This window comes from Nonomuraea sediminis (assembly GCF_018531495.1).
Taxonomy (GTDB): domain Bacteria; phylum Actinomycetota; class Actinomycetes; order Streptosporangiales; family Streptosporangiaceae; genus Nonomuraea; species Nonomuraea sediminis.
This window is the reverse complement of record NZ_JAHDTI010000014.1, coordinates 314078-333628: the sequence shown is the minus strand read 5'-3', so window position 1 is coordinate 333628 and position 19551 is coordinate 314078. Positions and strand designations below refer to the sequence as shown.

At 68.3% G+C, this 19551-nt stretch carries 21 protein-coding genes; 9 read left to right on the top strand and 12 right to left on the bottom strand.

What is annotated here, in order from left to right:
- Positions 1 to 81 precede the first annotated feature (81 nt).
- Both KIK09_RS45585 and KIK09_RS45580 read left to right on the top strand, forming a co-directional pair.
- Positions 82 to 468 carry a hypothetical protein gene (locus KIK09_RS45585; protein WP_214325784.1) on the top strand — a complete coding sequence of 129 codons (387 nt, stop codon included), beginning with the start codon at positions 82 to 84 and terminating at the stop codon, positions 466 to 468.
- A gap of 193 nt (positions 469 to 661) precedes the next feature.
- Positions 662 to 1138, top strand: coding sequence for a hypothetical protein (locus KIK09_RS45580; protein WP_308164695.1), 477 nt, complete (start codon positions 662 to 664; stop codon positions 1136 to 1138).
- Here the strand turns inward: KIK09_RS45580 and KIK09_RS45575 are convergent.
- The 4 genes from KIK09_RS45575 to KIK09_RS58560 form a co-directional block, all read right to left on the bottom strand.
- Positions 1133 to 1639: a hypothetical protein gene (locus KIK09_RS45575; RefSeq protein ID WP_214325783.1), complete on the bottom strand. Its 507-nt coding sequence runs from the start codon at positions 1637 to 1639 to the stop codon at positions 1133 to 1135. The two genes, KIK09_RS45580 and KIK09_RS45575, sit on opposite strands and share 6 nt — an antisense overlap.
- Positions 1640 to 1811: 172 nt before the next feature.
- Positions 1812 to 2771: an ArsR/SmtB family transcription factor gene (locus KIK09_RS45570; protein ID WP_214325782.1), complete on the bottom strand. Its 960-nt coding sequence runs from the start codon at positions 2769 to 2771 to the stop codon at positions 1812 to 1814.
- A gap of 418 nt (positions 2772 to 3189) precedes the next feature.
- Positions 3190 to 4191, bottom strand: a complete 1002-nt coding sequence (locus KIK09_RS45565; protein ID WP_214325781.1) for a M56 family metallopeptidase — start codon at positions 4189 to 4191, stop codon at positions 3190 to 3192.
- Positions 4192 to 4217: 26 nt separating this feature from the next.
- Positions 4218 to 4583: a BlaI/MecI/CopY family transcriptional regulator gene (locus tag KIK09_RS58560; RefSeq protein WP_308164694.1), complete on the bottom strand. Its 366-nt coding sequence runs from the start codon at positions 4581 to 4583 to the stop codon at positions 4218 to 4220.
- Between the two features lie 215 nt (positions 4584 to 4798).
- Here KIK09_RS58560 and KIK09_RS45555 point away from each other — a divergent pair, with 215 nt between their 5' ends.
- Positions 4799 to 5671, top strand: a complete 873-nt coding sequence (locus KIK09_RS45555; protein ID WP_214325779.1) for a COG4705 family protein — start codon at positions 4799 to 4801, stop codon at positions 5669 to 5671.
- 225 nt (positions 5672 to 5896) lie between these two features.
- Here KIK09_RS45555 and KIK09_RS45550 read toward each other — a convergent pair whose 3' ends face one another.
- The 7 genes from KIK09_RS45550 to KIK09_RS60345 form a co-directional block, all read right to left on the bottom strand.
- Complete coding sequence (locus KIK09_RS45550; protein WP_214325778.1) at positions 5897 to 6736, bottom strand: CU044_5270 family protein; 840 nt, start codon at positions 6734 to 6736, stop codon at positions 5897 to 5899.
- A 23-nt stretch (positions 6737 to 6759) separates the two neighbouring features.
- The gene (locus KIK09_RS45545) at positions 6760 to 7323 is read right to left on the bottom strand and encodes an RNA polymerase sigma factor (RefSeq protein ID WP_214325777.1); all 564 of its coding nucleotides are present in this window, start codon (positions 7321 to 7323) and stop codon (positions 6760 to 6762) included.
- Positions 7324 to 7824: 501 nt separating this feature from the next.
- On the bottom strand, positions 7825 to 9090 hold the full coding sequence (locus tag KIK09_RS45540; protein ID WP_214325776.1) for an RNA polymerase sigma factor: 1266 nt from the start codon (positions 9088 to 9090) through the stop codon (positions 7825 to 7827).
- 5 nt (positions 9091 to 9095) lie between these two features.
- On the bottom strand, positions 9096 to 9446 hold the full coding sequence (locus tag KIK09_RS45535) for a YciI family protein (protein WP_214325775.1): 351 nt from the start codon (positions 9444 to 9446) through the stop codon (positions 9096 to 9098).
- Between the two features lie 27 nt (positions 9447 to 9473).
- On the bottom strand, positions 9474 to 10079 hold the full coding sequence (locus KIK09_RS45530) for a DUF998 domain-containing protein (RefSeq protein WP_250574782.1): 606 nt from the start codon (positions 10077 to 10079) through the stop codon (positions 9474 to 9476).
- A 94-nt stretch (positions 10080 to 10173) separates the two neighbouring features.
- Positions 10174 to 10779, bottom strand: coding sequence for a DUF998 domain-containing protein (locus tag KIK09_RS45525; RefSeq protein WP_214325773.1), 606 nt, complete (start codon positions 10777 to 10779; stop codon positions 10174 to 10176).
- A 205-nt stretch (positions 10780 to 10984) separates the two neighbouring features.
- Positions 10985 to 11728 carry a helix-turn-helix domain-containing protein gene (locus KIK09_RS60345; protein WP_214325772.1) on the bottom strand — a complete coding sequence of 248 codons (744 nt, stop codon included), beginning with the start codon at positions 11726 to 11728 and terminating at the stop codon, positions 10985 to 10987.
- Positions 11729 to 11916: 188 nt separating this feature from the next.
- On the opposite strand from KIK09_RS60345, the gene KIK09_RS45515 reads away from it, so the two are divergent.
- The 6 genes from KIK09_RS45515 (at position 11917) to KIK09_RS45490 (ending at position 19050) form a co-directional block, all read left to right on the top strand.
- Positions 11917 to 12276, top strand: a complete 360-nt coding sequence (locus KIK09_RS45515; protein WP_214325771.1) for a hypothetical protein — start codon at positions 11917 to 11919, stop codon at positions 12274 to 12276.
- Positions 12277 to 12326: 50 nt separating this feature from the next.
- Positions 12327 to 12707 carry a hypothetical protein gene (locus KIK09_RS45510; RefSeq protein ID WP_214325770.1) on the top strand — a complete coding sequence of 127 codons (381 nt, stop codon included), beginning with the start codon at positions 12327 to 12329 and terminating at the stop codon, positions 12705 to 12707.
- Positions 12708 to 12916: 209 nt separating this feature from the next.
- Complete coding sequence (fxsT, locus tag KIK09_RS45505; protein WP_214325769.1) at positions 12917 to 15529, top strand: FxSxx-COOH system tetratricopeptide repeat protein; 2613 nt, start codon at positions 12917 to 12919, stop codon at positions 15527 to 15529.
- Between the two features lie 113 nt (positions 15530 to 15642).
- The gene (locus tag KIK09_RS45500) at positions 15643 to 17136 is read left to right on the top strand and encodes a nitrilase-related carbon-nitrogen hydrolase (protein ID WP_214325768.1); all 1494 of its coding nucleotides are present in this window, start codon (positions 15643 to 15645) and stop codon (positions 17134 to 17136) included.
- 61 nt (positions 17137 to 17197) lie between these two features.
- On the top strand, positions 17198 to 18415 hold the full coding sequence (locus KIK09_RS45495; RefSeq protein WP_214325767.1) for a sensor histidine kinase: 1218 nt from the start codon (positions 17198 to 17200) through the stop codon (positions 18413 to 18415).
- Between the two features lie 44 nt (positions 18416 to 18459).
- Complete coding sequence (locus KIK09_RS45490; RefSeq protein ID WP_250574843.1) at positions 18460 to 19050, top strand: LuxR C-terminal-related transcriptional regulator; 591 nt, start codon at positions 18460 to 18462, stop codon at positions 19048 to 19050.
- Positions 19051 to 19070: 20 nt separating this feature from the next.
- Here KIK09_RS45490 and KIK09_RS45485 read toward each other — a convergent pair whose 3' ends face one another.
- Positions 19071 to 19400, bottom strand: coding sequence for a hypothetical protein (locus KIK09_RS45485; RefSeq protein ID WP_214325766.1), 330 nt, complete (start codon positions 19398 to 19400; stop codon positions 19071 to 19073).
- Positions 19401 to 19551 lie beyond the last annotated feature (151 nt).

The window sequence follows — 19551 nt, the reverse complement described above, 5'->3', positions numbered from 1 at the left end:
CTTAGCGGCATGACATTTTTCGTGAACTTCTTCGCGACTCTCGTAGTCAATTATATCGAGACACCAACGAAGGAGGATGGAATGCAGAAGCTCCTGATCGCCACCGCTGTCGCCGGGCTGGCGTTTACTACGGTCGGCGCCAGCACTGCTTGGGCCGCTACCGCGTCCAACACACCCGAGGCCTATCTCACCGACGAGAATGGCGGCACCCTGGCCGAGGTCGCGTTGGAGGGCGGCAACAGGATTCTGATCTGCGACCGCAGCACCGACCACCGTTACGCGATGGCCAGGGTTCATCACAACGGCCACTGGTACCAGTACATGAATTTCTACAAGAACCAGGACTGTGTCGAACAGAAGACCAGGGATATGTCCGCCGGCAAAATCGAGTTCTGGGCCTGCGTGAGCAAGCCGTACAAGCTCAAGTTCGACTACTGCGGGGACAAGCAGACCGTGTACCGGCCCTAGTCGGGGCTTGAGTCTCCAGTAAGGGGAGACGCGAGAGCGGGGGCATGAACGGCGGCACGCTCTATTCGATCGGTGATCTGGCCAGGCGGACCGGGCTGACGGGCAAGGCCATCAGGTTCTACTCCGATCTCGGGATCGTGTCGCCGGTCGACCGCAGCCCGGCGCCGGCTACCGCCGCTACGACATCGACGCCGTGGCCCGCCTGGATCTCGTGCGGACGCTGCGTGACCTGGGGCTGGATCTCGCGACGATCAGGCAGATCGTGGACAGGGAGATCTCGCTGCCCGAGGTCGCCGCGGCGCACGCTGAAGCACTGGCGGTGCCGATCCGCACGCTGCGCCTGCGGCGGGCGGTGCTGACGGCGGTGGCCAGGCGCGGGTCCACCCCTGAGGAGATGGATCTCATGCACAAGCCGGCCGAGCTTTCTGGGGAGGAGCGTCGCCGGCTGATCGGCGACTTCCTGGACGACGCCTTCGGCGGTCTCGACCTGGAGGGCTTCAAGAGCTCGATGACCCCTGAACTGCCCGACGACCCCGACCCCGAGCAGATCGAGGCGTGGGTGGAGCTGGCCGAATTGTCCCAGGACCCGGACTTCCGTACCGGCGTGAGGCGGCTGGCCGGGCAGCACGAGGCCGGGGGATGGGGGCGGTCTTTGCGAGGGTGCCTATGAAACCGCGCAATGCAGGTCATAGACGGAGGGGGTCTCGTTGCCGTTGGCGAAGTTGTGTTCGTTGGTCCACATGTATTCGGGGCGGCAGGTGTCCATCCACACCGACGCGCTGGCGGAAAACCACTTCTTGGTCTGGTCGGGAGCCACGTCAATGCTCAGCGACCCCGTGGAGACCTTCGAGCCGTCAGAGGGCGCAGAGCGGGCGACCGCGCCGTCCGACCACCGCTCGATAATGGCGGTGACCTCGTGCAGGACGGGATAGATGTTCGCGCCGTCGGCGGTGAAGTCGGCGCGGACCGTGCGCGCGCCGTAGCAGTACACCATCGACAGATAGCCGACGTAGACGCTCCCGTAGTAAAGGCGGGAAGGCTTCCCGACATTGATGCAGGTGTCGGAGGCGCGCGCGGCGGTCATCGGATCGGCGACCACGGCGCCGAGGGCGGCGATCGTGGAGATCGCGACGGCGGCCGTTGTTCTGCGGGCGAGAGTTGGGAAGTGCACAGGACCGGACCTCTCTGGTCGGTGGGCGCAGCGAGCAGGTCCGATCATGGAAGGCGCGGCGCCCGGAAGCCAAGAGATTCGACCACGTTCGATGCGATACATCGCATCCTCGAGAGGGCGGCCGGACCGGCGCCACGCATGAGGTATACGCGTAGCACTCCCGGCCGGTGGTTCAGCGTCGCTGGTATCGGACCTCGAGCGAGTGACGGGTGCGCTGGAGGAGGCCGGCGCGGTGCAGGATCTGCAGGTGATAGGAGACGGTCGAGGGGCTGAGGTGCAGCCGGCGGGCGACTTCGCCGGTGGTGCTCGGCCGGCCGAGCTCGGCCAGGATGCGGCTCCTGGTGTCGCCGATCAGCTCGCCTGTCAGCGAAGCGGAGGCGCCGATGGACGCCGGATAGATGATCACTGGGACCCGGGGGGCCGGAGCCTCCCCGAACTCGTCGGCGCAGATGCTCACCCGGCGAGTAAACGGGCTTGGGACGAAGACCACGGTGTCGGCGTCGATCTTCCGCTCGCGGGTAGGCGAGATGAACGGCAGCTCGAGACCGCCGTCGCGCCAGTACAGGCTCGGGCCGAGCCGGTCGAAGGTGCCGATCGCGCCGTGCCTGGCCAGGGTGGTGCCGCGAGCCTCCACATCGCCGTACAGGTCGGCCTCCAGCCGTGGCCACTGCCGCGCCAGGACCTCCCGCCAGAACTTGTCGAGCTGGTCGGCCGCCCGGCGCGCGAGCCGGTCCTCCCCCTGCCGGAGCGTCTCCTGCAGGAGCCGGGCGCCCGGGTCGACGCGCAGTGGATCCCAGGAGCGGCCGCCGAGCGCGCCGGTAACCTCGTAACGGACCCGCTCGGCCGGGGTGGTGGCGACCTGGTGCAGTTCCGCATCCAGGGTGGGATCGAAGGTGAGCGGTACCGGCCGCACGAAATCAGGCGCGTACCCGTACGGCCCGCCGCCGCCCAGCACCGCGAGCAGTTCGAGCCCGTGCTCGCGCAGCGCTTCCCTGGCCCGGGCCCGCCACGCGACCTCGACCGACCGAGGGTCGTACACCAGTGCGTGCAGCAGGTTGGCCGCGACCATGAGCGGCGACACCGCCAGCCGCGCTCGCCCCAGCCCTTCCGGTCCCAACTCGATCCGGATCACGCCGCCCCCCATGATCGTCGTCGAGGCTCATCGAATCACTCGACGTGTGCGCTGTCAGCCCCCAAGATCCAGATGCACGGACGTCAGGGCGCCGCTGACTGCAACGGCAAACCCTCCCTCCGCTCACGATCGAAGCCGCAAATTCGAGAGACAGGGAGCACAGCAGTTCGGGTCAGGAAATGCGGTCCCTTAGGAGGCGAATGGCCATCCGACTGACAGCTCTCATCCTTGGACTGGCGGGCGGCGTCGCCGTTCTGACGGCGTCCGCCCATGCCCAGGTTGCCGGCAGACCGTCGGAGCCATCAAGACCGTCAAAGAATGATGATCAGCACGGAGTCGCCCTGACCCACGTTGAGCTGGTGTATCTCCAAACGCGCGCTCGGCATCGGCTGCCTCTCGCCCCTGGTGATCGTTTGGTTCACCGTACGTCGGTCGTCAGAACCTGGCCAGACGGAACCCGTGTGACAGGGTGATGCCCCGCTGCCTGGATCTGACGGCTGTCCGTCTGTGCGATGTCGACGAGCTCGTGAAGGTCCGCGGCCTGCTCCTGAACGGCCGCGACCGTGAGCAGCAGCCCGGCGACAGCGAGGGCGATTTCGGGCCGCCTCCTGTGCGGCGGTGGCTTCAGCAGTGCCTGGACCCGGCGCGGGACCGGGCCGGGCCGTTTGCGGCCCCAGGAGCCGAATCCCAGAGCGGCGGGGTAAGCCCTGTCGAAGCGACCGGCGATGGCGGCCTTGGCGATGGCGTGGGCGACGCAGTGCCGGTCCCCGACCGTCGACGCGGCGCGTTCATCGGCCCACCGTTCGCTGGCGAAGACCACCGCAGGCCGCAGCGGCCACAGCAGGGGGTTGGCCGCCGACGCCACCCGCACCGCCGCGCGGAACAGATGGTGACGGCAGTCCAGATGCGCCCGTTCATGAGCGATCAGCGCCTCACGCTCCCTCTGCTCAAGTACGGCCAGCATCCCCGCGGAGACCACGATCCGGCCCGGACGGCCAGGCAGCGCGAAGGCGTCGATCGTCTCGTCGTCCTCGATCAGCGAAACCAGGCCGGAGCCGGGCAGCTCATCGGCGGTGCGAGCCGCCGCGCGCAGTGCGAGCACCTGCCGCACCAGCACGTACACCGCCCCGCACACCGAGGCCACCAGGACCGCCCCGGCCGCCTCCGCCACGCTCTCGGGCGGCTGCATCCTGCGGAGAAATCGGACCGACACATGCGCCAGTGCCGCGACCCTCGGCGACTCGAGGACGCCGCCGGTCGCCAGCAGTGCCAGCGTCGCCATGCCCGTCGTGGCGAGCACCACACCGGCGATGGTGATCGTCCAGGTGGCCGCGCGAGGCGGCAGCCGTCGCGACAAGGGCGCAGCCGCGCCGGCCGCGACGATGGATGCGGCCAATGAGACGCAGGCGTCGATGTTCATCCCGGCATTGCCCCCGATATCCGCGCTCAGTCGTCGCGGCCGTCCAGCAGGTCGCGCAGTAGCCGCTCGTCGTGGTCCGACAGCGAATCGACGAACCGGGCGAGCAGGCTGCGCCGGTCCGATTCACCCGCCATCACCTGGTGCATGCGCCGCGCTGCCAGCCCCGGTTCATCGCTCACCGGGGCGTAGCAGAAGGCGCGACCCGACTTGACCCGCGTGAGCAACCCCTTGCCGTGCATCCGCGACAGGATCGTCACCACCGTGGTGTACGCCAGGTCGTCGCCCAACCGATCCCGTACCTGCATGGTGTTCAACGGGCCGTCCGCCCGTTGCAGCACCGCCATGACCTCCGCCTCCAGCGCGCCCGCGGCGCGACGCTCGCCACCGCCCACCAGACCGGCCCTTTCGACTTCCGCAAATCGATGGAAGCAAGTCTGCCACGCGTCAGTATGAACGGACGGCCGTCGGTGACGCTGGGAGACATTCCGATCGCGTAGCGCGACTCGCCGATGCCGCCGACTCCCCACATCCAACATCTACAGGCATGTAGATTTTGGCCTGGCCGCGCGGGGGACGGCTGTTCACCGATCACATGAGGGGGCCAGCAGTGACAAAACGCGACGTCGTCACCGAGGCGGACATCGCCGGCGCAGGCAGGTACGTGATGAAGAAGCTGCCTGAGGTCACGCTGGCCTTCTGGATCATGAAGGTCGCCGCCACCACGCTCGGCGAGACCGCCGGCGACCTGTTCGCCCAGACGATGAAGCTCGGCTACTTCCTCACCACGATCGGGCTGTTCCTGATCTTCGTTGTCACCTTGGTGATCCAGCTCGCCGCCAAGCGGTACAACCCGTTCTTCTACTGGACGGTCATCCTGTCGACCAGCATGGCCGGCACCACGATGTCGGACTTCATGAACCGCGACGCCAGCGCCGAATACCTCTCCGGTGGGGCGACGTCGCTGGGCTGGGGTCCGCAGGGTCTCGGCCTGGGCTATCCCGTCGGCGCGTCGATCCTGATCTCGATCCTGATCGCCATCTTCGTCATCTGGAAGTTCACCGGGCTGACCTTCGCGATCGGCGACATCGACACCTTCCGCGGCGAAACCCTCTTCTGGTCGGCGATCCTCGTCTCCAACACGCTCGGCACCTCCATGGGCGACTTCCTCTCCGACAGCTCAGGCCTCGGCTACGGCGGAGGGGTGGCACTCGTCACCGCTCTGCTGGTCCTGCTCCTGGCCCTGAAGTACGTCCCCGCCGTGCCCAACGTGCTGCTGTTCTGGCTCGCGTTCGTCCTGACGCGGCCCTTCGGCGCCACCGCCGGTGACCTCCTCACCAAGCCGACCGCCAAGGGCGGCCTCGACCTTGGCACCGCCGGCTCCTCCGCTGTCCTGCTCGCCGTCCTGTTCGGCCTCATGGGCTGGGCCCACCTCCGGGAACGCCGCAACAACCTCCAGCCAACCGCGGTACGCATCCCCTGACCCGCACACGCCCGCCGTACGCAGAGCACGCACGAGCGCGGCCGCGTCGGCGTCGAGCCTGGACACCACATCTGCCGCGTGGCAGATGTGGTGGGCGCCGCGATCCGGTTAGACCCTAAGGTCCCCGACCACAGCCCTTGATCGGGGTTGTCACACAGGCACTTCGCCGGACCTGCCCGTGCCCCCGACATTCGCGTCCGTCGGGGGCACGGGCAGAGGAGGTCGCTATTCGGCGGGCAGGTCGTCGGTCCATTCGGTGTCGATGGTCACGTTGCCGTCGCTGGACATGATTCCTCCGGTAAGTGGCACCCAGGACGACGTGTTGTGGACATGCGCGGTGTTCGGGTCGACGACTATGGTGTCGGTGCCGTCGGTGACCTGCACCTGCAGGCGTCGTCCGCCGTCGGCATCGCCGAGGTCCTGGACGCCCGGTCGTGCGGCAAGCGCCCGGTAGGCACCGGCACGGACCTCGGGGGATACGGGCGCCTCACTGATCAACGAGATCAGCGTTTCCGTGGCGGCGCCGTCCTCTTGGGCGTCGCTCAGCGGGCCCGCGCTCGTGCGCAGGTGGCTGTCGGCGACCGCCGAGCGCAGCTGGGTATACAGGGCGTTCTCGTCTGCGGGCAACTGCCGTAGTTCGTCGAACGTCATCCGCAGCGGCCCGATGGCGAACGGCTCAGGCTTGCTGATGAGCTTGGTGAGCTTGCCCTCACCCTTCAGCCCTTCGCCCTTGATCCACAACTGACCGTCACGCTGGTACCAGTATTCCTCGCGCTGCTGTCCATTCTGAGTGACGGTGACGTGCCAGTACTTTCCCGGCTCTTCGTGAGTGCGTGCCGCGGTGGTGGCGGCGACCAGCAGGACGTCGCGGGCGCTCGTCATCGGTGGTGGGGCGTTCCCGAACCGGCCGGGCGCGATCACCAGGCCGGCGGCAACGGCCGCGACCGCGGCAGGGACCAGGATCCACGGGGCCTTTCGCCGGAAAGGACGCTGCCCCATGCTGTTGCGGAGCTGCCGGCGGCGCCGGGTGACGACGTCGGGCGACGGCGCCGGCTTGGCGAGCAAGGTACGGATCTCGTCCAGGTCATTCATGCCTGTTGTCCCATCATCTCGTGGATCTTCTTGCGCGCGCGGCTCAGGCGGGAGCCGACGGTGCCATAGGAGATGCCGAGCGCCTCGGCCACCTCTTGGTGGGTCAGGTCGGCCAGGCTGACCAGTGTCACCACGTCGCGCTCGCCCTGGTTTAGCGCGGCCAGGGCACTGGCCAACCCGGGGCGCATGCCGCGCGCCGCCACCACGTCGACCACCCTGCCCTCGTGGCTGTCGGCAGGCGGCTCGGCGCCCGCCCTGGCCAGCGCCCGATAGTGGCGCGCCTCCTTGCGCCGGTGGCGGGCCACCAGGTTCGTCGCGATCCCGAACAACCACGGCCGCAGCCCGCCACGGGCGGGGTCGAAGCGGTCACGGTCGCGGAAGGCCAGGCAGAACGTCTCCGCCGCGATGTCTTCGCCCGCCTGAACGTCCAGCCGTCCGGCCGCGTACGTGTACACCTGCTGGAAGTAGCGGTCGTAGACGGCCGTGAACTCCTCCGCATCCAGCCGGAATCGGGCGACGAGCTCGTGATCACCCGCCTGTCCGCGCGTCTCGGTCGTCACGTTTGGTCACCTTCCTGCGATCGGCCTTTGTCCGTCCTTCGCCGCATCCGCGCTGAGCTTTCCCGCCCTTGGGGTGTACGGCAGGCACTGTCCCTTGTCTCTGGTTCACGCACGGGGCTGCTTCTTGGTCGCGTATGGACAGGTGAGCAGCGCCTGAGTCCACAGCGGCCGCAGACCAGTCGAGCAGCCACCGGCTTCGTGGCGTGCGACCGGCGCTGACCGAGCGACTGTTCCGGGGGTGTGCACCCTGCGGTTCTACCTACCTCCTGCACCGGTCCGCAGGTGCGGGAGCGGCGAGCCGACGAGCGCGATGAGGACGCGGTCGTTCCCCCGCCGGGGGAACGGCGCCCACGCCGCAGAGTTGGAGGGCCGTCTCGCCCAGTGGTCCGGCCGTACGGGGGATCGCCGTTGAGACCTGGGCGCTTCTCATAGGAGATGCCGTACTTGCCGTCTTCGATGAAGCACTGCTCAACGTCGAGCGCCACAGCAGTGCGGACACCGTTACGGCAGTGATCCCCGTCCGACCACCGGGCACGTGAGATCCGGAGTGATCCGGGTGTTGAAGAGGGTGCGTTCCGCGGCGTTGCGGGTGAGGCGGGCAGCCTCGGCGAACGCTTCGCGCGCCTCGTCCCGCCGTCCGAGCTTCTCCAGCAGATCACCCTGTACGGCGGGCAACTGCGGATACCCCTTCAACGCCCCGCTCCCGGCCAGGAGGTCGACCAGTTCCAGGCCCTTGGCCGGGCCGTACGCCATGGCGACCGCGACCGCCCGGTTCAGCTCCACCACCGGGGACGGTGCGATCTCCACGAGCACCTGATAGAGCGCCGCGATCCTGGGCCAGTCGGTCTCGTCGTAGCGGCGTGCGCGAGCGTGGCAGGAGGCGATGGCGGCCTGGACCGCGTACGGGCCGACGGCCTCGACCCGGTCGAGCGCGGCCAGGCCGCGGCGGACCAGGAGCCGGTCCCACCGCCTGCGGTCCTGCTCGGCAAGGAGAACGGGCTCGCCGGCGGGGCCGGTCCTGGCCCTGATCCTGGAGGCCTGGATCTCCATGAGCGCGGCCAGGCCGTGCACTTCGGACTCACCCGGCATGAGCCCTTGCAGGATCCGTCCCAGCCGCAACGCCTCCTCACACAGCGGCGGCCGGATCCAGTCCTCGCCGGCGGTGGCCGAGTAGCCCTCGTTGAAGATCAGATAGATGACCTCGAGCACGGACGCCAGCTGTACCCGCATCTCGCCCGGGACAGGGAGCTCGATCGGCACGCCGGCCAGTGACCGCTTCGCCCGCACGATCCGCTGGGCCACGGCCGGCTCGGCGGCCAGGAACGCCCGCGCGATCTCGGCCGTCGTCAGGCCGCCGAACAGCCGCAGCGTGAGCGCCACGCACGACTCGGTGGACAGCACAGGATGGCAGGCCATGAAGATCAGGCGGAGCAGGTCGTCGCCGATGCGGTCGTCGAGCTCCGCGTCCAGATCCGGCTCGGGCCTGGTCTCCAGCTCGCGGCCGACCTGGGCGAGCTTGCGCTCATAGGTGGTACGGCGGCGCAGCAGGTCGACGGCGCGGTGCTTGGCGGTCAGCATGAGCCACCCGCCGGGGTTGTCCGGCACGCCGTCGCGCGGCCACTGCTCGAGCGCGGCCACCAGGGCGTCCTGGGCGAGCTCCTCGGCGGTGCCGACGTCGCCGACCATCCTGGTGAGCCCGGCGACGATCCATGCCGACTCGATCCGCCACACCGCCTCCACCACACGGGTCGGATCGGTGGCGGCCACGGGTATCAAGCGGTGAAGATCTGCAGGACCTCACCTTCACCTTCCCACTCGGGCCACAGGTCCCTGTGCAGCTTCATGAACCGCGACGACCACTCCACCACCTCCTCCTTGGACCGGACCTCGTAGATCGCATAGCTGATCATTTCCTTGGTCTCGGTGAACGGGCCATCGGTGACCGTGAGCTTGCCTTCGGTGACGGCCATCCGCGCGCCGTACTCGCTCGGCGCCAGGCCACCGGTGTCCAGCAGGACGCCCGCCTCGGCGGCCTGCTCACCCAGCTTCATGATCTCCTTCATGAGCTCGGGCGGCGGTGGAGTGGTGGCGCGCCGGGACTTGAGCAGTGACAGGTAACGCATCGTGATCTCCCATCGGGTCGAGGTTTTCTACCGCGTGCGATACAGGTGCAGCGCCAGGGCGGACATCCAGGTCCAGGCGAGCAGGATCGCCGCGGTGAACCCCAGGTTCAGCGCGACGCTCCCACTGCCGGAGGCGATCCCCGCGAACCCGGCGAGGAAGGCGATCCCGGTGACGAGCGAGAAGACCGTCCATCCCCGCCGGCCTCCGCGCCCGAACCGTCGCGCGACCACCAAGCAGGCCGCGACGAGGCTCAGGAACCCGATTCCACCGGTCACCATGTGCAGCACGCCATGCCACGAAAGCGACCCTTCGGGAGTCCCCATGGGGAACCCCAGTCGCGGATCGGCCACGAAGATCCCCGCCGCGACCATCCCCACTCCGTACGCGCCGAGGAAGGCCGGCCCCCAGGTGGCCGCCCAGGCCCGCCGTACTCCGATCGCGAAGGCGACGACCATCGCCCCAGTGAGCGCGAGGTTGCCCGTCTGGATCCACCCGAGATCCCCGTTGGCGAGCAGGCTCCACTCGTGCCGAGCCAGGTCGAACCCCTTCCGGGTCAGCGCCTGCGTGAGCGACAACACCACATAGAACGGCCCGGCGACCACTCCCCACACCAGCAACTTCTTGGTGGTCATGACCATCTCCCTTCGTTCCGCCCTCTCAGCACCTCCTCGAATGACCCCCGCCGCTTTCGACATCCGCCGGAAGAAATTTCCCGTACGGCATGCCTCATCCCTGTGAGTAGTCCTTTCTCCCCTGCCGCCAGGCGAGTACGGCCAGGTAGGTGAAGCCGGTCAGCATGGCCAGGCGCTGGAACAGCCCGGCGGGCGCGGGTGACCATACCCCCGCGTAGTCCAGACCGTTGAGCACGCCCGCGACCACCCAGAACACGATCACTCCGATCCCGCTGGCCAGGCCGTGGACGCGGTGGAACCGCCGAGAGAGGGCGAGTGCGGCCGCCGCGACGGACAACACCGCGATCGGACCGAGAATGTTGTGCAGGATGCCGTGCCAGGTGCTGCCTGCCGTTGTTCCCTCGGGGTTGTACAGACCCGGATCGATCACGAAGACGCCCGCCAGGACCAGCGCTGCTCCGGCGACCGTGATCAGCCGCGGACCCCAGCCTCCGACCGTACGGCGCAGCGCCTGGCCGAACGCGGCGATCAGCAGCCCGCTGAGCACGAAGCTCGCGATCTGGATCCAGCCCCGGCTGGATAAGGCCAGTTCGCTGATCCAGTCGCGCATCGGGTCGTACCCCGGCCTGATCGCGCCTTCGACGAGCCAGACGAGGGTGAACAGCGCGGTTCCGGTGATTCCGAGGAGACGAGTCGTCATCCATCTTCCCCTCTCAGAATCTGCATCATGCAGATAGTGTTTTGGGAAGATTATGAGCACGTAAGACAGATCCATGTCAACACCTGCCCGTCAGTCGGGCTGCAACAGGCGGGATCCTGCTCCAGCAGGGCCTGAGCGACTTCAAATGCCTGACCGCGCTGGACGGGGCTGACCGGGCTTCAAGTAGAGGTCGCCCCGTGCCCGTTCAGCCGTGGAGCGGGCAGTGAATCTGCCCCAGCCAGGCCGTCGGCGTACGGCCGGTGAGCGCCCGCGTCTCCCGGATGAAGTGTGCGTGATCGCTGTACCCGGCTTCCGCGGCCGCCGCGCTTCCCGGCCGGCCGCGGTCCAGCAAGGCCACGGCTTGCTTCATCCGGAGGATTCGGCCGGCCAGTTTGGGCGTCATGCCGATGTGTTCGGTGAACTGACGGACCAGGTGTCTACGTGTCCATCCGACGGTGCGCGCCAGATCCTCGATGCGTAAGCGACCACCGCTCGCACACAGTGTCCGCCATGCGTGCTCGGCGGTGGCTTCGCCGTTCAGCCTGGGTTGTGCGGCCAGCAGTCCGGCGAGCGCCTCGGGTACCGCCCGCCGCCAATCGTCGCGACGGCTGGCATCCGTCAGTTTGCTGGTGTCGCGCCCGAGCAGGTCGCTGATCCCGATCACGGGCTGACCGGTCAGCCCGTGCATGCCGATTCCCCTGAACAGGCGACGGGCCACCATCGGCGGCACGGAGACGGCGACCAGGGACGCTCCGTAACTGGTGGCCGTCGCCAAGACCATGCGCTCACGCGGCCCGCTCACCCACGCCTGCGGCGTGGACTGGCCCTCCAGCGCGATCGCACGCTCATCCCGGTTGAAAATGAGCGTCACCAGAGTTGTTGGGAAATGCCAGCGTTCCGGCTCGGGCTGGTCCTCAGGAGCAACATACAGCCCGGCATCGCGAATCACGTCCCCCGCTCGCGTCACATCCAGACAATATGTCCCCTACGGGGGCATTCGCCAGTGTGACAAGTCCTTTCGTTCGCGGCGAGGGGTGAGGAGCGTGCCGGTGGCTCGAGCATGTCCCTTTTCTTCAATACGGCACGCCTGGTCAACCTTCAGAATGGTGATCATTGAACGGGCGCGAAAGGGCATGCATGAAACCTCGCAGTGTTGTGGCTGCCGCAATCGTCTCCGCAGCCGCCCTTATGGTCTCCCCGGCACCAGCACAGGCGGGCCCCGATCTGCCGTATTGCAAATCCGGCTTCTGGTGCGCTTACAACTGGGGGTACGGCACCGGCCCCGTGAGTGAAGGCGACTGGCAAGGCGACGTCGAGTTCACCGGGATCATCAACAACGGTAACTATGACCCCGGGCAGGACCATATTCAGGTCGTTTACGTTTATAACGGCTCATGGCACAGCCGCTGCCTGCACTACAACCCTGGCCCCGGCGAATGGCGGTTCGAGCCGGGCATCGCCAGGTTGAGATCGGTGACATGGCGCGGTGAATGTTGACGAGCCCGACCGCCGGATCCTCTGCATTCTTCGCCTCGAAAGGACTTCGAATGCGTCTCCTCACCTCTGCTGTCATGGCCGCCGTGTCGGCCGCCGCCGTCATCTCGGCCGCGGCTCCTGCGTCGGCGAGCGGCAGCGTGCAGAACTGCCCGGCCGGGTACTGGTGCGCCTATGAGGATCCTTCTACTGTCGTGCTCAAGAGAGAGGGAAACTGGTCGGGAGCCCAACGTTTCCGCTACCTGGTCAACAACGGTAACCCCGACCCCGGGCAGGACCATATTCAGGTGGTGTGGTACACGGGTAGTGTTCGGCACAGCGACTGTCTGCACTACTTCTACAACGGCAGCCAGGAGCGCTTCTTGCTCGATACTGAGGTGCCGAATGGCGGCGCGTGGGTGCAGAGCGTGACGTGGCGCGGCGAATGCTGGTAAAGCCTGCACGGCGGGTGAACGCGCGCATGCGCGATCGAAAGCCTGTTTGATCGGTGCTCGCGTGTGAGATAACAGGTTCATGACAGCGCCCTGATGGCGGGTGACGAAGCGGTCACGCTTAAGGGGTGGGATCACCTTCTGACCGATCGTCCCGGCGTGGACGGCGTTGGCCGCGCGCAGTGGTGGGTCTGGTTCTCGTGATCTCATTGGTGCTCGCAGCCGGTGGGCTGATCGGCTTCCTGATCGATCCGCTGCACGTGCCGTACGCGCTGCTGGATGTACTCGACAAACGGGCCAGCGTGGTCAGCATGGGGATGGGCATGCTCGGCCTGCTGGTGGCCGGGCTCGCTCTGTGGTTCCAGGTCCGCACCGATTCCGGTTCCGGCGCTCCTGCGGGCTCGGTGTCGACAGGTCCCCGATCGCCGGCGATCAGCGGTGGTGATTCCCTCGGCCACCTCCATCACGGGCCACATCCGAATCAGGTCGGGCGTCCGGTACGGCTGGCGTCCCGGCCGCCGCACCTGGCGGGCCGTACGGAGGTCCTGGCTGAACTGCAGCATCGCCTGACCGCGGCGAGGACGCTGCCGGCGGTGGTGGCCGTGCACGGACTGGGCGGGGTGGGCAAGACCAGCTTGGTACTCGAGTACGCTCACCGGCACCTGGCCGACTACGACCTGGTGTGGCAGATACCCGCCGAGGACCTGGCGATCGCCTCGGCGGCGCTGGCCGCTCTCACGTCCTTGCTCGATCCGCACGAACTGGCCGATGCCGCCGACCCGGTCGACAAACTCCACGCCGTCCTGGCGGCGCGAACCACTCCGTGGCTGCTGATCTTCGACGACGTCCCTGATCCGGCTGCGGTGCAGGCACTGTTGCCGCCCGCCGGCCATGGTCATGTGCTGATCACCAGCCGAGCCAGCGCCTGGCCGGCTCAGCAGAGCCTTGAGCTGCCGGTACTCGAGCCGGACCAGGCGATGGCGTTCCTGCTGGAACGCACCGGCTATGACGACCCGGAAACCGCTGCTGCGATCGTGACCGAGTTGGGCGCGCTGCCCTTGGCGCTCGAGCAGGCCGGCGCCTATGTGACAGAAACCGGTACCAGCCTGGTCGCCTATCTGAAACTGCTACGCACTCAGCGCGTCAGCGCCCTGGCGGAGGGCCAGGCCTGGGGGTATCGCGAGCGGGTGGCCTCCACCTGGCACCTGTCCTTCACCCACCTCGCCGACACCGCCCCAGATGCCAGCGCCCTGCTGCGGTTACTGGCCTGCTACGCCCCGGACGCCATCCCCTATCAGCTCCTCCTGTCCCAGCCGGCTCCGCGGACCTCACCCCTGCTCCCGTACGGTGACCTGGCCGTCAACGCGGCGGTGGCAGCGCTGCGCCGCTACAGCCTCATCAGCCAACCCGCCGACGGTACGACTTCCCTGCACCGCCTCGTCCAGGCCGTCACCGTCGACCAGCTGCCCCCGGGAGAACGCACCCGATGGCACCGCACCGCGGCCGACCTGCTGGAAAGTGCTGTTCCCAAGGATCCGAAGTCCGTGCCCGACTGGCCGCGCTTCGCGCAACTCGTGCCTCATGCCCGTGCCGTCCTGCCGCCGGACTCGGAGAGCTTGGCACGTACTGCGACCTACCTGGGCGAAAGCGGCGACTACCGCACCGCTGCGCTCCTGTACAAGGAGATCACCAGCCATCGCATAGCCGTCCTGGGCGCCGATCACCCCAATACGCTGACCACCCGCGACGACCTCGCCCGCTGGACAGGTGAGGCGGGCGGCGCGTCCGTCGCCCGCGATGCCCTTGCCGCGCTGCTGCCTATCCGCGAGCGGGTGTTGGGCGCCGATCACCCCAACACGCTGACCACCCGCCACAACCTCGCCCGCTGGACAGGTGAGGCAGGCGACGCGTCCGCCGCCCGCGACGCCTTCGCCGCGCTCCTGCCTGACATGGCACGAGTGCTGGGCGCCCACCACCCCGACACCCTGACCACCCGCCACAACCTGGCCCACTGGACAGGCGAAGCAGGGGACGCCGCCGCGGCCCGCGACGCTCTCGCCGTACTCCTCCCCATCCGTGAGCAGGCGCTGGGCGCTCACCACCCCGACACCCTGACCACCCGCCACAATCTCGCCCGCTGGACAGGCGAAGCAGGAGAGGCCGCCGCGGCTCGCGACGCTCTCACCACGCTCCTCCCCATCCGCGAACAGATGCTGGGCACCGACCACCCCGACACCCTCTCCACCCGCGCCAATCTCGCCCACTGGAACGGGGCGGTTGGAGATACCGCCGTCGCTCGCGATGCTCTCGCCGCGCTCCTGCCGGACATGGCACGAGTGCTGGGCACCCACCACCCCCAAACGCTGACGACCCGCGCCACCTTGGCCCACTGGACGGAGGAGGCCGGAGACGCCGTCGCGGCTCGTGATGTCTTCGCCGTCCTCCTCTCCACCGAGATCCGCACGCTGGGCACCGACCACCCCGACACCCTGACCACCCGTGCGTACCTGGCCCACTGGATGGGGTGGGCGGGCGATACGGCCGGCGCCCGCGACCAACTCGCCGCGCTCCTGCCTGACATGGCACGAGTGCTGGGCGCCCACCACCCCGACACACTGACCGCACGCCACAACCTCGCCCAGTGGACGGGAGCGGCAGGTGACGCGACCGCGGCCCGTGATGCCTTCGCCGTCCTCCTCTCCATCGAGGAACGCATCCTCGGCACCGACCACCCCGACACCCTGGCCACCCGGGACAACCTCGCCCGCTGGACGCGCCGGGCACGGCGATCCTGGAGCCACCTGATCCGCAGCTTCCGGCTTTGAGACCAGAGGCCACGCGGCACCACACCGCAGGTGCGGGAGGTGGAGATAACTACAGGGTGAGTGGAGAGCCAACCGCAATGGCGGCCGCCGCGTGATCCAGGAGGCTCCAATGCATGGCAAACACACACTTCGCCACCGGTTGGCGGAAATACGCGTGGTTGGCGGCTGGAATAGCCATCGGGCTGTTCGGCACGAACAGCGAATGGTCGATTCCGATCGCCGGCTGGCTGTTCTCCATCGGCCTGATGCGCTTCACCCGAAGCTCCGGTGTGCTCGCCGGACTCGCGTGCGTCCTCCTGTCGTCGGCGGCGACGACGGTCGTGTACGTCGCGGCCGCAGGCCAGCTCAACGTCCTGCCGATCCTGATCGGCTGTCTGGTGCTGAGCCTGATCCTGAGTACTCCGCTCCTGCTCGACCGGCTGCTCTTCCGGCGGCTGAATCCTCTTCTGGCCACACTGGTCTTCCCGGCGGCCCGGGTGGCGGTCGAATTCCTGGTCGCGACGATCAGCCCGCTCGGGACGATCTTCGGGCCGCTGGCCGCGACGCAGTCGACGAACCTGCCGCTGCTCCAGACGGTGTCCGTCACCGGCATCTACGGGATCAGCTTTCTGATGGCGTGGGTCGCGCCGGTCGTCAACGTCGCGCTGGAACGACGGCTGGACTGGCCGTCGATCCGGACCCTCACGCTGGCGTACGTCTCGGTGCTCGTTCTCGTCCTCATCGGCGGTGGCCTACGGCTGGCCATGGCGCCGACGGCGCCGAGTCTGGTGCGCGTCGCCGGCATCAGCGCGTCGCTCACGGCAGAGAACCGGATGCGACAGATCAACAACTTCCACACGCCGCAGGTCCTGCCCGAGCAGAAGCCGACGTTGCGCAAGGCGTTCGCGGTGCTCAACGACGACCTGTTCGCCCACACCCGGATCGAGGCCGACGGCGGCGCGAAAATCGTGGCGTGGCCGGAGACCGCCGCGGTCGTGCTCAACGAGGACTACGCCGGATTCCTGCGGAAAGCCCAGGACCTGGCCAGAGAGAAGCAGATCTATCTCGACATGGGGATAGCCGTCATCCTCGACGGGCAGCCGCACTCACGCGACATCGCCGTGCTCGTGGCACCCGACGGCCGGGTGCTGTCCACCTTCGACAAGGCGCATCCGGTGCCCGGCATGGAAAGCCTGCGGCCTGGCGATGGAGTCGTGCCGGTGTCCGCGACGCCGTACGGCGGCCTGGCCAACGTCATCTGCTTCGACGCCGATTTCCCCAGCACGCTACGCACCCGCGCCGACATCATGTTCGTTCCCGCCAACGACTGGAAGGGCATCGAGCGGACGCACGCGGCGAACGCGGTGTTCCGCGCCGTCGAGAACGGATATGCCCTCGTCCGGCAGACCAGCAACGGCATCGCGATCACCGTCGACGCCTACGGTGCGAGCCTGGCCAGGACGAACTACTTCAGCACCGCGCAGCAGAGCATGGTCGTGTCCGTGCCGACGCGAGGCACCTGGACGGTCTACGGCCTGGTCGGCGACCTGTTCGCGTGGCTCTGCGTCGCGGGCGTCGCCGGGCTGGCGGCGCTGGCCGTACTGCGACGAATCGGGCATCAGGGCTGACCATGGGCTTTCGGGGTGAGAATGCGATGATGCCAGCAGCGCGGAACGGGGAGACAAACGGATGAGGGCTAGGCTTGCGGCACCGGTGCGCGCGCTGGCCATGATCGGCCTGTCGGTCGCGGGCATCGGCGCCGCCGTCCTGGTCGTGCTGAGCGCGGCACTGATGGTGGTCGGCGTCGGCCGGTACGTGTTCCCGCCGGCGGTGTCGCTGCTGCGTACGGTCGCGAACGCGGCCCGGCGGCTGGCAGGCCGGCTCGGCGTGGACATCGAACGCCCCTACGGTCCCCAGACGGATGCGGTCGCCCTGCTGAAGGAACGTGCGACCTGGCGGGACGTGCTCTGGGCGGTCCTCGACCCGATCATCGGCACGTGGGCGGCCGCGTTGGCGCTCGGCATGCCGCTCTACGGGTTGTACGGCGCGGCGGTGCAGCCGTTCGTGTGGCAGGCCAACGCCCGGGCCGGCGGCACCAACTCCTACGGCGTCATCCACGTGACCTCGACGGCCGGCGCGCTGGCGGCGATCCCGGTCGGGCTCGCGTTGATCGCGCTCGGCCTGTACATCGGGCCGAAGGTGCTGCAGGTGCGCGCCCGGTGGACGCGCGGGCTGCTCGGGCCGTCGCGGACGACCGAGTTGGAGCAACGGGTCGAGACGTTGGTGGAGACGCGCGCGGACAGTGCCGACGCGCAGGCCTCAGAACTGCGCCGGATCGAACGCGACCTGCACGACGGCGCGCAGGCACGGCTGGTCGCGCTGGGCATGGGGCTCGGCAATGCCGAGCGGCTGTTCGACGAGGATCCGGAGGCGGCCCGCGCCCTGCTGGTCACGGCGCGGGAGGCGTCGTCGAAGGCCTTGGACGAGCTGCGTGACCTGGTGCGGGGCGTCCATCCGCCGGTCCTGGCCGACCGGGGCCTCGCCGACGCCATCCGCGCCCTGGCGCTGGACTGCCTGCTCGATGTCGAGGTGTCATCCGATCTGACCGGACGGCCGGCGCCACCGGTCGAGTCGGCCGTCTACTTCGCCGTCAACGAACTGCTCGCCAACACGAGCAAACACGCGGGTGCGGCGCTGGTACGCATCACGCTCCACTACCGACACGGCGTGCTCAGCTGCGAGGTCGTCGACGACGGCGGCGGTGGCGTCGATCCGGACAACGGCACCGGGCTGCGTGGCATCCGGAGCCGGCTGGCCGTCTTCGACGGAACGATCGCCGTCGACAGCCCGCCCGGCGGACCTACTCGGGTGCGTCTGGAGGTGCCGTGCGCGATCAGGTCCGAGTAGTCGTCGCCGAGGACCTGTTCCTCATCCGGGACGCGCTGGTCCGCATGCTCATCGAGCACGGCTTCACGGTCGTGGCCGCCGTCGACAACGGCCCGTCCCTGCGCAAGGCGTTGGCCGAGGAGCGGCCCGACGTGGCGGTCGTCGACGTACGGCTGCCGCCGTCGTTCACCGACGAGGGCTTGCAGGCCGCGATCCAGGTGCGCCGCGAACGGCCCGGCTTCCCGGTGCTGGTGCTGTCGCAGTACGTGGAGCAGCTCTACGCCCGCGAACTGCTCGCGGACGGAGCCGGGGCGGTCGGCTATCTGCTGAAGGACAGGGTGTCCAACACCGAGCAGTTCATCGACGCGGTCGCATCGGTGGCCCGTGGTGGCACGGCGATGGATCCGCAGGTCGTCGCCAGACTGCTGACCCGAGGGGACGCGCGCGGCCGTACAGGCGAACTGAGCCCCCGCGAACGCGAGGTGCTGAGCCTGATCGCCGCGGGGCGCTCCAACGCGGCGATAGCTCATCAGCTCACGATCTCCGCCAGCGCGGTCACCAAACACATCGCGAGCATCTTCGGCAAGCTCCAGCTGCCGGAGTCCGAGGACGACAACCGCCGCGTCCTGGCCGTACTCGCCTACCTCAACCGCTGACCGACCGGCGCCGCACTGGTTCATTTCTTGTGGTGGCCGTGGTGTGGGCTTTTGCGGTGGTGTTTTGTGCGGCCTTTCCCATGAGGTGACTTGGGATGGTGGCGTGTCTGTGTTCTCGTCATGGAAATCGCGCCGGTGGAGGCGGCCAGGTGGACGATCGTCGCCGTGGTGGGGTGGGGCCGGAGGATGGCGGGCCGCATGGCGGTGACCGCTGGTTCGTCGGGGATGGCGAGGGTGCCGAGGGTGGTGTCCGAGCGGGCGTCGTCGACGAGTGCGGCGGCGGTGCCGAGGAGCGCCGCTCCGGCGAAGATCGCGGCGAGCTTGACGAGTCGCTGGCGGTTCCACCTCATGCACGGCTCCCGTCGTTGTCGGGCGACATCGATCTAGACATGGATCATGACGACCGTCAAGTACTCATTGATGTTTTTGCTGGTCAGATGGCTATCGACGGCCAGGCGGGCGCTGACGGTTTTCTGTGAGTTCGCTGCGAAGTCAGGGGCG